11 protein-coding genes and 1 riboswitch are annotated in these 14,379 nt (G+C 71.3%); of the genes, 2 read left to right on the top strand and 9 right to left on the bottom strand.

The window, feature by feature from the left end:
• Positions 1-38 precede the first annotated feature (38 nt).
• Positions 39-1,076: a hypothetical protein gene (locus R9X44_RS02555; protein WP_319812287.1), complete on the top strand. Its 1,038-nt coding sequence runs from the start codon at positions 39-41 to the stop codon at positions 1,074-1,076.
• A gap of 69 nt (positions 1,077-1,145) precedes the next feature.
• Here the strand turns inward: R9X44_RS02555 and R9X44_RS02550 are convergent, their stop codons facing one another.
• Positions 1,146-1,805, bottom strand: a complete 660-nt coding sequence (locus R9X44_RS02550) for a Uma2 family endonuclease (protein WP_319812286.1) — start codon at positions 1,803-1,805, stop codon at positions 1,146-1,148.
• A gap of 159 nt (positions 1,806-1,964) precedes the next feature.
• Positions 1,965-3,815, bottom strand: a complete 1,851-nt coding sequence (gene typA / locus R9X44_RS02545; protein WP_319812285.1) for a translational GTPase TypA — start codon at positions 3,813-3,815, stop codon at positions 1,965-1,967.
• Positions 3,816-4,007: 192 nt separating this feature from the next.
• Positions 4,008-4,150: riboswitch (cyclic di-AMP (ydaO/yuaA leader) on the top strand.
• Positions 4,151-4,155: 5 nt separating this feature from the next.
• Here typA and R9X44_RS02540 point away from each other — a divergent pair.
• The gene (locus R9X44_RS02540; RefSeq protein ID WP_319812284.1) at positions 4,156-5,049 is read left to right on the top strand and encodes a C40 family peptidase; all 894 of its coding nucleotides are present in this window, start codon (positions 4,156-4,158) and stop codon (positions 5,047-5,049) included.
• Here the strand turns inward: R9X44_RS02540 and R9X44_RS02535 are convergent.
• The 7 genes from R9X44_RS02535 to R9X44_RS02505 are packed head-to-tail and all read right to left on the bottom strand — an operon-like array spanning position 5,046 to position 13,718.
• The gene (locus R9X44_RS02535; RefSeq protein WP_319812283.1) at positions 5,046-5,450 is read right to left on the bottom strand and encodes a (deoxy)nucleoside triphosphate pyrophosphohydrolase; all 405 of its coding nucleotides are present in this window, start codon (positions 5,448-5,450) and stop codon (positions 5,046-5,048) included. The two genes, R9X44_RS02540 and R9X44_RS02535, sit on opposite strands and share 4 nt — an antisense overlap.
• Before the next feature lie 50 nt (positions 5,451-5,500).
• Positions 5,501-6,271 (bottom strand): SEC-C domain-containing protein, encoded by a 771-nt coding sequence (locus R9X44_RS02530; protein ID WP_319812282.1) that lies wholly within the window; start codon positions 6,269-6,271, stop codon positions 5,501-5,503.
• A 52-nt stretch (positions 6,272-6,323) separates the two neighbouring features.
• Entirely contained in the window at positions 6,324-7,373 is a 1,050-nt protein-coding gene (locus R9X44_RS02525) for a bifunctional lytic transglycosylase/C40 family peptidase (RefSeq protein ID WP_319812281.1), read from the bottom strand.
• A complete protein-coding gene (locus R9X44_RS02520) occupies positions 7,370-8,011 on the bottom strand; it encodes a hypothetical protein (protein ID WP_319812280.1) in 642 nt (213 codons plus the stop codon). Before R9X44_RS02520 ends, R9X44_RS02525 begins: the two co-directional genes overlap by 4 nt.
• Before the next feature lie 6 nt (positions 8,012-8,017).
• Positions 8,018-10,111 carry a type IV secretion system protein gene (locus tag R9X44_RS02515; RefSeq protein ID WP_319812279.1) on the bottom strand — a complete coding sequence of 698 codons (2,094 nt, stop codon included), beginning with the start codon at positions 10,109-10,111 and terminating at the stop codon, positions 8,018-8,020.
• On the bottom strand, positions 10,108-12,573 hold the full coding sequence (locus tag R9X44_RS02510) for an ATP-binding protein (RefSeq protein ID WP_319812278.1): 2,466 nt from the start codon (positions 12,571-12,573) through the stop codon (positions 10,108-10,110). The genes R9X44_RS02515 and R9X44_RS02510 overlap by 4 nt, the downstream gene beginning before the upstream one ends.
• Positions 12,570-13,718, bottom strand: a complete 1,149-nt coding sequence (locus R9X44_RS02505) for a hypothetical protein (RefSeq protein ID WP_319812277.1) — start codon at positions 13,716-13,718, stop codon at positions 12,570-12,572. Before R9X44_RS02505 ends, R9X44_RS02510 begins: the two co-directional genes overlap by 4 nt.
• Positions 13,719-14,379: the final 661 nt, after the last annotated feature.

The raw sequence follows: 14,379 nt of genomic DNA, 5'->3' as shown, positions 1-14,379 counted from the left end.
ATCAAAATGTCACACGTCTTTTGTACGATCACGCCATCGTGAGTGGAGGCGAGATCGTCGTGCGTCGCAGTATCCTCACCGCCCTGGCCGTCGTGGCCGCGGTGCTGTCCCCGGCCCAGGCGTCGGCGCGGGCGGATGACCCGCCCGTGGTCTCGGCCGCCGTCACCCTGGCGGCCGACGCCGGAACCGTCGCCACCGGCTCCCCGGTGACGCTGTCGGGCACCCTGCGCGGCAAGACCGCCGAGGGCGCCACGGTCCCGCTGACCGACCGCGAGATCGTCATCCAGGACGTCTACGGCAGCAGCGAGCCGCTCACCGCCACGACCGACGCCAAGGGCGCGTTCAGCAAGGTCGCCACACCGAACCTCACCACCACGTGGGAGGCGGTGTTCACGCTCGCGCCCGGCGAGCAGTACTTCAGCCGCCCGGTCGGGGTGCGGGTGCTGGCCAAGGCGCTGCTGTTCGACTTCTCGGTCAAGCACGACGCGCGCCGCCAGGTCACCGCCGCGGCCCGCTTCAAGCTCGGCTCCGACCGCGACCCGAACGGCCCCGACTCCGTCCTGCTCCAGTTCTCCCCGGACAACAAGGCGTGGCGGACCGTCCAGACGCTGCGCCCCGACCACGAGGGCAGGCTGCGCGCGTCGTTCCAGCAGGCCACGCCCGGCTGGTGGCGGATGCACTTCCCCGGCACCAAGGTCTACGCCCCGGCCACCACCAAGGTCGTCAAGGCATGGCGCTGGAAGACCTCCATCACCGGCCTCAAGATCTCCCCGCGCAAGATCAAGGTCGGCAAGAAGATCACCGTGACGGGCACCCTCAAGCGCCTCAACGCCAAGCACAAGAAGAAGCCGGTCCCCTACGCGGGCCGCAAGGTCACCGTCATCTTCAAGTGCCTCAAGGGCGACGCCTGGTACAGCGCCGTCTCCGGCAAGACCTCCAAAAAGGGCACCTTCACCCTCAAGGCCAAAACCTGGTGCGACGCCAAGTTCCAGGTCGTCTTCGACGGCTCCCCGGACACCTTCCGCACCTACTCCAAGTCCGTCAAGGTGGACACCAAGGGCAAACCCCTCCTGTAGCGCCCCGAACACGACTGAGGCCCGCCCCGAACTCCGGAGCGGGCCTCGATCGTCTCCCCGACTACAGCGTCATCGTTCTTCGACGCCGTCCGGACCCCACGTACGCCAGGTGTCCGTGGCGAGCGTGACACCGAGGTGCTCCGGAAGCGTCACCGGCTTGCCCAGGTCCCACGACTCCTCCTGGAGGTAGGCCCCGACGTTGGCGTCCGGCACCGAGAACAGCGTGACGCGCGCGATCTTCGGGTCCCTGTCCACCAGAAGGTAGTAGGGGATCTCCGCCCGCGCGTATCCGGACCACTTCATCCGCGGCTCTCCCGCACGAGTGGGCCGGTCAGCGCGCGGGTTCCCCTTGGAGGTCACCTCCACCGCCATCTCGATCTGGTCGGCCACCCAGACCCCGACGTCCGCCGCCTCGGCCTCCGCGCAGACCTGGTTCTCGACCACGATCAGGTCGGGGACGTACCCGTCCCCGACGCCCACCAGGTTCACCGCGCTGCCGCTGTCCACGGTCCAGGGGAAGTCCGGGTCCTGGAAGTGCGCGGCGTTGAACTGGTAGGTGATCGACTGCACGATCCTGTTGTGACGGACTGCCGGAGCAGGCGACAAGACGATCTCCCCGTTGATGATCTCGACCCGGAAGTCCTCGGGGGGGTGGAGGTAGTCGTCCAGTGCCCCGCTGACCCAGAGGTTGTACGGCGTGTCGGGCAGAACGAGGGGGTAATCCTTCACAACGACTTTTGTCACTTTCCGCACCTTTCCCTGCACGTTCAGCTCCGGTCTCAGCGTAGGGAACCCGTCACTCAAGGGTAGGCGGAATCAGCAAAAAGGGCCCGGGTTTTCGCAGGTCACCGGGCCCTTTGTTGCGTGGGGGACTACCCCCCGGTAGTGCTAGGCGCGCTTGGCGCGGGCGGCCTGGCGTTCGCGGTCCTTGGTGTCGAGGACGACCTTGCGGAGGCGGACGGCGGTGGGGGTGATCTCGACGCACTCGTCGTCGCGGATGAACTCCAGGGCGGCTTCCATGGAGAGCTTCTTCGGCGGGACGAGGCGGTCGAACTCCTCGGCCGTGGAGGAGCGGATGTTGGTCTTCTGCTTCTCCTTGGTGATGTTCACGCTCATGTCGTCGGCGCGCGAGTTCTCGCCGATGATCATGCCCTCGTAGACCTCCTGCGCGGGGTCGACGAACAGGGTGCCGCGCTCCTGGAGGTTGAACATCGCGTACGTGGTGGCGACGCCGGCGCGGTCGGAGACGAGCGAGCCCGTCGGACGGGTGCGCAGCTCGCCGAACCAGGGCTCGTACTTCTCGAAGACCTGGTGGGCGATGCCGGTGCCGCGGGTCTCGGTGAGGAACTCGGTGCGGAAGCCGATGAGGCCGCGCGCGGGGACCAGGAACTCCATCCGGATCCAGCCGGTGCCGTGGTTGGTCATGTGCTCCATGCGGCCCTTGCGGACGGCAAGGAGCTGGGTGACCGCGCCGAGGTACTCCTCGGGGATGTCGACGGTCAGGCGCTCGACGGGCTCGTGCAGCTTGCCGTCGACCTGGCGGGTGACGACGCGGGGCTTGCCGAGGGTCAGCTCGTAGCCCTCACGCCGCATGGTCTCCACGAGGATAGCCAGCGCGAGCTCGCCGCGGCCCTGGACCTCCCAGGCGTCGGGGCGGTCGGTGGGCAGCACGCGCAGTGACACGTTGCCGATGAGCTCGCGGTCGAGGCGGTCCTTGACGAGGCGGGCGGTGACCTTGGTGCCCTTCTCGCGGCCGGACAGCGGGCCGGTGTTGGTGCCGAGCAGCATCGAGATCGCGGGCTCGTCGACGGTGATGAGCGGCAGCGGGCGCGGGTCCTCGGGGTCGGCGAGGGTCTCGCCGATCATGATGTCGGAGATGCCGGCGATGGCAATGATGTCGCCGGGGCCCGCGGACTCGGCGGGCTTGCGCTCCAGCGCCTCGGTCATCAGGAGCTCGGAGATCTTCACCCGCTCGACCGTGCCGTCGGCCTTGCACCAGGCGACCTGCTGGCCCTTCTTGATCGTGCCGTTGTGCACCCGGCACAGCGCGATACGGCCGAGGTAGCTTGACGCGTCGAGGTTGGTGACGTGGGCCTGGAAGGGCGCGTCGGGGTCGAAGGCGGGGGCGGGGATCGTCTCGCGGATGACCTGGAACAGCGGCTCGAGGTCCTCGTTGTCGGGCATCTCGCCGTTGCCTGGCTTGGTGAGGCTGGCGCGTCCGGCGCGGCCTGAGGCGTAGACGATCGGGAAGTCGATCTGCTCCTCGGTCGCGTCGAGGTCCATGAACAGCTCGTAGACCTCGTCGATGACCTCGGCGATCCTGGCGTCGGGCCGGTCGACCTTGTTGATGACGAGGATGACCGGCATCTTGGCCGACAGCGCCTTGCGGAGCACGAACCTGGTCTGCGGGAGCGGGCCCTCGGAGGCGTCCACGAGCAGGACGACGCCGTCCACCATGGACAGGCCGCGCTCGACCTCGCCGCCGAAGTCGGCGTGGCCGGGGGTGTCGATGATGTTCAGCAGAAGGTCACCGTGGCGGACCGCGGTGTTCTTCGCCAGGATCGTGATGCCCTTCTCCCGCTCGAGGTCGTTGGAGTCCATGACCCGTTCGTCGACGGACTGGTTGTCGCGGAAGGCGCCGGACTGCCAGAGCATGGCGTCGACCAGCGTGGTCTTTCCGTGGTCGACATGGGCGACGATGGCTACGTTGCGCAGGTCATCACGGGTGGCGATGGGCATGAAGGCACGCTCGGTTTCGTGTCGGATTCGCCGCGTGGAAGAAGATCGGATGACTCACGAGCCGGCGGCGGCAGATAGCTGTACCCCACGATTCTAGTGGCTTCCCGCCGGTGCCACGCTGGCCGCCCTCCCCACCCCCGGCCTTGACCGTCTCTTTTGGGTTATTTGTCATGATTTGACGTCTTTCGTAGGCTGCGGCGCGTGCCGAGTCCCCGCGCCTCGCGGGGAGCCGGGGACCCATGTGTTTCCCCCGGGGTGAATCCGCTCCCCCAGCGGTAGGGCGTCCTCCCGCCCGAACCCGTCAGCTAACCCGGTAGGCCGTCGAGAGGAGAGACCCCCGTTGAAGGGCGTCCGTTTCACCCTTGCCGCCGTCGTGCTCGCCGGCGCGGCCTCCCCCCTGCTCGCGCCGCCCGCCGGGGCCGCGCCCAAGCCCGACCCCGACCGGCTCCAGCAGCGCCTTGACGGACTCGAAGGCCAGGTCAGGGACCTGGACAAGGAGATAGCCGCCGACCAGAAGGCACTGCTCGCCGCGCAGAACGCCGCGTTCGCGGCGGCCGCCGAGGCCGACCTGCGCCGGGCCGCCCACCGCGACCTCGTCGACCAGGTCGCCGCCGTTCCCCCGCCCGTCAACCTGCTCCAGGCCGCGTTCCTGCGCATCGCCGGATCACCCTCCGACGACCTGGAGACCCGCAGGGACGCCGCCGCGCAGGCCGCCGCCGACGCCGACGCGGCGGCCGAGACCGCCCGCGCGCGGCTCCAGGAGACCGTCGACAAGGTCGAGCGGATCCGGGACGCCCGGGCCGTCACCGCCGCGAGGATCACCCAGGTCAAGGCCGACCTGCGCGACGCCTACACCTACCAGGGCGTCACCGTGTGGGGCGGCGGGACCGCGGCGGTGGCCACCCGCGCGGCGCTCGACCAACTCGGCGACCCCTACGTCTGGGCGGCCGCCGGGCCCGACGCGTTCGACTGCTCGGGCCTCGTCGTCTGGGCGTTCGCGCAGGCCGGGAAGCCCGGCCTGCCGCACTACACCGGGGCGCTGTGGGACCGGGGGACGAAGGTCGCCAGGTCGGCGCTGCGGCCCGGCGACCTCGTCTTCTTCAACGCGAGCCGCAGCCATGTCGGGATCTACATCGGCGAGGGCAAGTTCGTGCAGGCGCCGTCGTCCGGAGATGTCGTGAAAATCACACCACTGGCCGACCGGCGCGACTACAACGGGGCGGTCCGGATCTAGCGGTCGCGCAGCAGGCGCGGGCGGACGGCGTCGACCACCGGAAGGTCGCCGGGCAGCCAGGCGACGGAATCGAGCTCGTCCGCGCCCAGCCAGCGCAGCGCCGAGTGCTCGAGCGCCACGGGACGGCCCGCGATCAGGCGGGCCGTCCACACCCGCAGGACCCCGGCCTCGCCGATCGGCCAGTCGCCGCCGATCCTGTCGAGCAGCTTGACGGTCACCGCGAGCTCCTCACGGCACTCGCGGATCAGGGCCGCCTCGTCGGACTCGCCGGGATCGACCTTGCCCCCGGGCAGCTCCCAGCCCCCGGCCAGCGACGACGGGGCGGCCCGCTGCGCCGCGAGCAGCCGTCCGCCCTCGATGATCGCCGCGCCCACCACGACGGGCACGCCCGCGCCCGCCACTCGACCGACCGAACCGTCTGAACCGTCTGAACCGAACAAGGAAACCTCCCTCACACGGCGGGCCGCCCGCAGCACTTCTTGTACTTCGCGCCCGACCCGCACCAGCACGCGTCGTTCCGCTCCGGCGGCCACGGGATCAGCGCGCCCTCTGGCGTCACGATGCGCGCGGACAGGTCGGCGCGCATCCCGCGCTCGATCTCCAGCCGGTCCGCGCCCGGATGGACGTAACGCGGGCCGGTCGGCAGCCGCTTGCCGGGGATCTCCGGCTCGGTCTGCGGCAGATACGCCCCGACAACCGACTCGAGCTTGGCGTCTGACCCGCCGAGCCGCCGGAAGTGGCCGCGCAGCACGAGCACGAGATCGGGGTCCCAGCCCTCCACCACGGCCCGGCGCAGGTCCTCGGCGAGCCAGCGGACCGCGGTCTCCTGGTCGCCGAGGTCGTTGGCGAGCACGAGGGTGTTCATCAGCCCTTCGAGCGGCTCGACCTCGCCGCGCAGTCGCACGAGCAGATCACGCGCGGTCTCGGCGTCGCCGTTCAGCGCGTGCAGGTGCGCGATCGCGCCGAGCTCCTCGAGGCGCGCCGCCTCGTCCACCTCGATCAGCCGGTAGGCCGCCGCGATCGCCTCCTCGTACCGCTTGAGCGCGGTGAGCTGGTCGATCAGCTCGTCGAGGTACTCAGGCAGCGCCTCGTCGCCCTTGGCGCGCGGATCGTCGAGCGCGCGCAGCAGCAGGTCGACCACCGCCTCGCGGCCGCCGACCTCGGCCGCCTCCTCGAGCGCGTCGTCAAGGTCGAGCGGGTGGAAAAGGTCATCGGACAGCACCCGCCCAGTCTGCCAGAGCCCGCCGGGCAACCCGGTCCGCGGCGGGCCGCCCCTAGCCGAGCGCCTCGATCTGCGCGATCACCGCGGGGTTGGCCATCGGACGGGTGAACCCGACGAGCGTCCTGATCCGGTACGGGAACACGCCGATCGCCGGATCGCACTTGGCGCAGCGCGCGACGATCATCTTGTTCTCGCCGATCACCATGCCGACGTGGCCGGGCCGTCCCGGCGCGTTGTTCGGGCCCGAGGAGAAGAACGCGAGGTCGCCGGGCTGCTCCTCGCCGTCCTTGATCCGCTTGCCGAACGGCCACTGGTCGAACGTGACGCGCGGGATCGTCAGGCCGGCCTCCTTGTAGGCCATCTGGAGCAGGCCCGAGCAGTCGTAGCCGTCGGGGCCGGTGCCGCCCCAGATGTAGGGCTTGCCGCGCTGGGCGAGCGCGAAGTCGATGATCGTCTTGACGAGGTCGTCGGCGTAGGCGGGCAGGCCCTCGGTGTCCTTGCAGTCCGGCAGGGCCGCGTTCTGCACGACCTGGAAGTCGCCGGACGCGTACTTGTCGGCCCACTCGAGGACGAGGTCCACGTAGTCCCAGCTGTGGTTGTACATGAACAGGGCTGTGCGGATCTTCTCCGGGGCCTTGTTGTGCTTCAGGTACGCGGCCGCGCCGGGGATGGCGTCACGCGGGTCGTACCTGTCCTTGTCGCCGTCGCCGTCGCCGTCGACGCCGAACGCGTTCCAGGTGGCCTGGAGGAACTGCATCGGGCCGCCCGCGCCCGCGTAGTTCTCGCCGCTGAGGACGCCGTCGCCCTTCAGGGTGCCGTGGATGGTCTCGACCCTGCCGACGCCCGCCAGCACGTTCCACGGGATGCCGTACTCCTCGCCCGCCGCCTTGTACAGGGCGAGGTAGTCGGCGGGGATGCCCTGGGCGGCCTCGGCCTCCGTCGGCTGGTTCGCCGCGTTGGCGGTGTCGACGCAGTTGCCGTTGCCGCCGCCACCGCCGAACAGGAACTGCGTCGCGCCGAAGAAGGTCGGCACCACGAGCAGCGCGAAGAACATCGCGCCGAACACGCCGACCGCGCCGAGTGCGATGAGCCTGCGCCTCACTGTGCTTCACCCGCCTGTCCCACGTCGGCCGGGGAGAACGAGTGGACCCGCCAGGAGCCCCCCTCGTTCTGGACGGTGACCGCCCACGACTTGGACTCCGAGCGCTTGCCCGCCGTCGAGTCGACGTCCTGGATGCCGGTCACCAGGAACGTCACCGACGTGGTGCCGAACGTCCTGATGGCGTCGAGGGAGGCGCTGCCCGCCGCGACGGTCTGGGCTTGGCGGCGCTCCTCGAGCACGCCCGCGCTGGAGGCGGCGGCGCGCAGGTCGGCGTAGACGGGGTCGACGACGAACGGGCGCAGCCTGTCGAGGTAGGTCTGCGGCTCCTCGTCGAACCGGTAGGTGCCGTAAGCGCTCACGAAACGCTGCGCGGTGGTCGCGGCCGTCGCGAAGTCCTTACGGCCGAACGGCAGCAGCCGGTAGACGTCGAACGCGTTCGGGTCGACCTCGCCCGCGATGCCCGGCGGGGGCGTCACGGGGGCGGGCGGGGGCGTGGCGGTGGCCGTCGCGGACGGGGTCGCCGCGCCCGTCGGGGAGGTGTCGGGGCGCGGCCACGCCAGCCAGAGGCCGAGCAGCACCAGCGCCGCCGCGATCCCGGCGAACAGGAGACGGCGCTGGCGGTCGTCGCTCAGATCCATGGCACGTCAGTCGTCGGAGGGCTCGGAGGGCTTCAGCCAGAACGGCGCGGGCGGCTCGGTGTCGGCCACCCTGCGCGCCCACAGCGGGGGCGCCTGGTCGCGCGGGGCCTCGGGGGCGGGGGTCGACGGCCTGATGCCGGGGCTGCGCGGCGCTGGCACGTCGCCCTGCCGCGGCGCGGGCGGGCGCGCCCGCTCGCCCCTGTCGCCCCAGGAGACCGGCCGTGACGTGCCCGGCTCGGGCCGCTTGGGCGCGGTCGCGAGCTTGCGCGGCGCGGGCTTGGGCGGCCTGCCACCGGACCCGCCGCCGCCCCTTCCCCTGCCGGACGGGACCGCACCGCCGCCTCCGCCGCCGGAGACCGCAGCTCCGCCACCGCCACCGCCGCCGGACGCCGCCGCCGCGCCGCCCCTGCGCGTCGGCAGGTTGAGCGGGGGCGCGGTGTCGGCCGCGCGGCCGGAGCCGCCGTCGGCGACCCGCGACTTGGTGAGCGTGCCACCGCCGGAGGCGCCGCCGCCGTCCTCGCCGCCGATCGCCAGCGCGGGCGCGCCGCCCTCACGCCGCACGAGCCGCGACAGCGCCGAGCCCGGCGCGGCGGCGCCCTGCGCCACCGACAGCGTGTTCTTGCGGACGGTGAGGATCGACTTCTCCAGCTCCTCCTGCGACCTGTTGCGCGACACCGCCGAGTACCCGACCGACGCGAACAGATGCTGGAACGGTTTGCGGTAGATGAACGCCGCGCCCGTCACCAGGGCGAGCAGCATGATCTGCAGGCCCCATGGCAGGCCCTCGCCGAGGATCAGCCCGTAAGCCCACAGCAACAACGCGAGCACGCCGATGAGGGCCGCCTGTTTGAGCAGCATCGACAGCAGCAGCTCGAGCCAGCGCACCGCGATCACCCGGCCGATCCCCGGATGGATGCCGATCCCCAGGAAGATCGGGCCCGCCACCAGCAGCAGCAGGAACGCGATCTTCACGATGATCAGCGTCACCGAGATCACCAGGATCAGCAGGCCCGCCACCAGCGCCGCGAACAGCGCGCCGAACGCGACGGCGAGCCGCGACGTCCACTGCTTGCCCTGGAAGACCGGGTAGACGCCCGCGTAGTTCTCCTTGATGTCCTTGGCGACCTCCTTGTAGGCGTCGGCCTTGTCGCCGAAGTCCGGCGTCGCCGTGCCGTACGTCTCCGGGAGGTCCACCGCCTGCGCGTACAGGAGCTTGTCCGCGTGCTTCTTGACGACCTCGGCCTCGGGGTCGGTCGTGCCGAACTCGCCCATCAGCCACGGCTTGCACACCAGCGCCACCCACAGGCCGTTGGCGTTGCGGGTGGTGGCGTCGAGCTCGGCGTAGTCGACCGTCGGCTTGCCCTCGGGGGTCGGGATGCACGTCGTGCCCGCGTTGCTCTGCGGAAGCGCCGCGTTGAACGCCGCGCTGGTGGCGTTGGAGACCGTCGTGCCGAGCGTCGTGAAGTCGCCCGGACGCGCGATCAGCCACATCAGGCCGACCATCGCCGCGACCATCCAGATGGTGCCCTCGGCCACCTTGGACGTGCGCTTGCGGACCAGGCCCCACCACGCGAGCGTGATCGCCGCGAGGATCACCACGGGGGTCCAGTAGCGGGCGTTGAAGGTCTCGCCCATGCCGGTGATGACGTCGTCGACGGTGTTCTTCAGCCAGGCGAGCAGCGACTCCGACGCCGCCGACTGGTAGACGCTGATGGTCGTGCGGTCGATCGCGCGGACCAGGGTGAACACGGTGTTCGCCACGGAGTTGCCCATCAGCGACATCGCGTCGCCGCACCCCATGTCGACCGCGTACCAGGTCTGGCCCGCGGTGCCGTAACGGTCGTAGTAGGTGAGCTGCTCTGCGGCGGTCGCCTTCAGCTGCTCGTTGGGGTAGTCGGGGGGCTTGATGAGACCGTCGCTGCCGGACAGGTATGCCTCGGGCGCGGGCGACGTGGCCGGTGCGCAGGCGTCATTGGGGTTGGTGCTCCATGGCGGCGTCGGAGCAGCGTTCGCCGCGGGGGTGCACAACAGGAACAGGGCCATGCAGAGCAGCAGCCACAGTGACCTGCGGCGTGCGTTTCCGCGACGGCGGAGCCTCATCCCGTGTTCTCCTCTGAGTCGGCCCCCGCCGATATCGCCCCCGCCTTGGACAGCACCGGCTTCTGCCGGGTCGGGTTGGTGTCGAGCCAGCGCTGGAGTTCCTCGGAGATCAGATCCACGCCGATCCGGCCCGCCCGGCCGTCCAGATCCCGGAAAACGCACTCGCCGTTGCCGAGGTTGCGCAGCACCGCCATGTGCTCCTCGGACGCCTCAACGCCGAGCAGTGACATCACGTGCCCGACCTCCACCCGTTCGCTTGACCTGAACGAGAACACCGACGAGAGACAGTTCGTCACCTGCTCATTCAACAGGTCTCCGGCGTTCTGGGAAACCAAGATCAACGCAGTGTTGCGGGAGCGGCCCATGCGCGACACTTCCGGCACCAGTTTGGCGCCTTCAGGTGTCGATGTGATGGCCCAAGCCTCGTCCAGGAAGATGGCTTTGGGCAGGCGTCTGTCCAGGCCGTGCATGAGTCTGCGGGCGAACTGGGACACGAGGTACATGAGAGCGACGGAGAGACGCTGCTCGTAGGAGTAGTCCTCGCGTCCGATGGTGACGTCGGGGAGCGTGAGGCCCCCGAGGGTGAACACTGTGGTCCATCCGGCGGTGTCTATACGGTCGCCGCCTGACGGGTCGAAGCACAGGGACGCAAGCCGCATTTCCGACATCGAGCGCAGCACCGCGCCGAGGTTCTTGGACGCGGGGTCATCGGCGGCCTCGAGGTAGTCGACGACCTTGCCGAGCGAAGGCTGCTCGGCGTTCGCGACCGCGCCGACCGCCTGGATCATCGCCGACTCGCGCTCCTCGGACATGCGCGGCAGCAGCAGCCTGAGCGTCTCGGTGGCCATCGTGCGCATCGCGGCGAGGTCGTCGCCGAAGCTGAACGGGTCGAGGAGGCCGGGAGCCGCCGAACCCAGGGGCAGGATGCGGGCCTTGCGGCCGCGGGCCTTCAGCAGCTCCACAAGGGCCTCCGCGTCGCCCTTGGGGTCGATCGCGGCGATCGTGACGCCGCGCAGCGCCATCTGGTAGAGCAGCAGCAGCGCCAGCGTGGTCTTGCCGCCGCCCGGCTCGCCGGTGATGGCGACGGCCGTCGGACGGTTGCGGGCCGCGGCGACCAGCGGGTCGAAGTGCACGATGCTGCGCGCGCGGCCCAGCGTCTCGCCGACGTACGGGCCGGTCCAGCCGCCGCCGTTCTCGTCGGTGCGGTCGCCGAGGTCGACCGTCGCGACCGGCATGCCGCCCGCGATCGTGCGCAGCGGCTGGCGCTGCGCGTAGGCGTTGAGGCGCAGCCTGTCGCCCGGCAGCGACTCGTTGAACAGCGAGAACTGGTCGCCGGTGGAGTTGACGACGTCGATCCCGATGTCGCGGTAGTGCTCGACGACGGCGTCGACCCGCTGCACCAGCAGCTCCTCGGTCGGCGCGGTGAGGACGAGCCGGTGCCACCCGTAGACGAACGGGAGCCGCTCCTTGGTGATGCCGTGCTCGAGCATGCGGGCGGCGTCGATCTGCTCGGCGAGCGCGATCGGGGCCTCGGCCCCGGCCTCGCGGATGTGGGCGTCCATGTCGCGGGCGTGCGCGAGCTTGCGCGAGACGTCCTTGGACGCCATCGCCGGGGGGATCAGCCGCATCCGCGAGCTGATCTCGACCGGGAAGGACAGCGAGTCGCAGTAGTGCAGCCACGGCTCGCCGTCGGGGAACGGCATCAGGTCGGGGAAGCGCGCGAACGACAGGTAGGCCGTGAAGGACTCGCCGCCCGGCTGCTCCATCCGCAGATGCGACCTGCCGTTGTGGATCGCGCCCTCGATCAGCGCCTCGATCTCGCCCGCGCCCCAGCGGCGCTTGGGCACCGCCGACGGCGGCGGGTCGGCCAGCGCGCCCGTCACCGCGTGCTGGAACAGCCAGGCGACCTCGCGCGAGGTGGCGTGCCTGGCGCGCAGCGCGCCGCCGCCCAGCGCGCGGCCGAGCCGCTCGGCCTGCTCGGTCCAGCGCTTGATCTCGCGCTCGTCGATCGCGTCGTCGGTGAGGCCGAGGGTCTTCTCCGACCTGCGGTAGAAGCCGAGCAGGGTGCCGAGGGAGCCCTGGAGCTGCGCGCCGCGCCGCCCCAGCCGGACGCCGAGGTAGACCTCCTTGGACCAGAAGTCCTTGGCCCACACGTGCCCGTACATCTCCTCCAGGTACGAGCGCCAGCCGGGGCCGCCGTCACTCGTCTTGTCGAGCTTCAGCGCCCACTCCGCCGCCGGGTAGGTGCGGTGCGCGATCCGCAGGTGGACCTCGGCGTCCTGCATCCGGATCGCGGCGAGCGCGATCGTGATGTTGGTCGCCAGCGCCTCGCGCTCCTCGTTCGTCGTGAACTCGTAGCTGAAGGTCGGCAGCCGGAAGTAGGCCCAGGCGGCCTGGTCGGCCAGCAGGATCCTGTCGTCGAAGTAGCGGACGGCCAGACGGCTCGTCTTCGTCCGGCTCACTGCGCCCTCTCTTTGTCGCTGTAGGGGTCGTCGCGGTAGGGGTCGTCGTGCGGCGGGTCGCCGTACGGGTCGGGGTAGGGCTCGCTGTACCTGTCGTGGTAGCGCTCGGGCAGGACCGAGAAACCGCCCGCGACGACCGCCGTCAGCGCCAGGTAGGCGCGGCGGGTCGGCGGGCGCAGCGCCTTCAGCTCGTTGCGGGGGGCGCGGTCGAGGCTGAGGTGGTCGTCCCAGGGGATGCGCACCAGCGCGCGGCACTGGCCCCTGGCGACCTGCTCGGCCTGCTCCACGTCGGCCTGGCTGCGGCGGCTCACCCCGTTGATGACGGTCACCGCGCGCTGCCGCAGATCGCCGTAGCCGTGCCCGTCGAGCCACTCGAACGTCATCGACACCGCGCGCGGCGCGTCGGAACTGGCCGGGGCGACGAGGACGAGCTGGTCGGCGAACGGCAGGACCCGGCTGACCGCGCCGGCGGCGGCGTCGACCATCGTGACGCTGTAGAAGCGGTCGAGGGTGCGGATCGCCTCGGCGTAGTCGCGGTCGTCGAGGGCCGTGACGGGGTACTTGCCGGGCGCGATCACGTCGAGGCCGGACTTGGCGCGGCTGGTGTAGCGGCGGATCGCGCCGAGGCTGCCGATCTGGTCGGCCGCCGCGATCAGGGACGTCAGGGTCTCGTCGGTGTCGATGCGGGTGCGGCGGGCGAGCGCGCCGGGGCCCGGGTTGACGTCGAGCGCGACGATCGGCTCGCCGCAGTACTGCGCGAACGTGTGGCCGATCATCAGCCCCGTGACGGTCTGGCCCGCACCGCCCGTGCAGCCGAGCACGACGATGCGGCGGGTGCCCTGGAACGGGCGCTGCAACCGCTCGACGTAGTCCTGGTCGACGGGGTTGCCCCGGCCGAACAGCCGGCGGAGCCCGCCCGTTGACTGCTCCTCGGCGTGCTGGTCGGGCGGGGTGATCGCGAGCGCGCGGTCGGGCTGCCTCGGGCCCGGCACCGGCGTCGGCGCGGGCCGCGGCCGCACCGGCGAGGCGGGCGAGGACCGCACCTCGCGCGGCGGCTCGGCCGGCCGCTCCGGCGGCATCACCCGCGGCGGCTCCGGCTTCACCGCCCTGCCCTGGACGGGCTCGGGCAGCTCACCCGGCCACACCGACCGATCGCCCCCGCTCCCCGACCCGAAGCCCAGATTTCCCTCAACAGCCGTAATCCGAGGCCGCACAACCCTCTCCCCAAAACTCCCGGGCCGCTCCCCTGGCCCCTCCGAGCCCAAGCCCTCCCCTTCCGCCCCGGCCTCTCCCCCAATGGAGTCCGCAAACGGCAACGGCCCATAAGCCCTCCCCTCCCCCCCACCCCAACCCCGCCCATCCCCAGCCTGACCAGCCCCAGCCTCACCAACACCACGCCCAGGCCAACGCGCGCCCTCAGCACCGCCGTCACGCCCCGCCCCCTCCTCAGGGGCCCCGGCACGCCCAGGCCGACGCACGTCCTCCACACTGTCACGCGCGGGCCAACCCGCACCGTCACGCCCCGCACCCTCCGCACCGACCCCGGCACCGTCACGCCCAGGCCGACGCACGTCCTCAGCCCCGCCGTCACCGCCCCACTGCCCAGCGCCGGGCACCCCGACCCCGGCCTCATCGCGCCCAGGCCAACGCGCGCCCTCGGCACCGCCGTCACGCCCCTGCCGGCCCGCGCCAGACGCCCCGCTCCCGGCATGCTCAGGCCGACGCGTGTCCTCCGAGCCGTCGCGCGCGGGACGGCCCGCGCCGGAGCCGTCGGGTCCAGGCCGTCCGGCGTCCTCGGCCGCACTG

The organism is Actinocorallia sp. A-T 12471 (genome assembly GCF_033875155.1).
GTDB lineage: Bacteria > Actinomycetota > Actinomycetes > Streptosporangiales > Streptosporangiaceae > Actinocorallia.
Note: the sequence above shows the minus strand (reverse complement) of the source record. Positions and strands in the feature narration are given on the sequence as shown.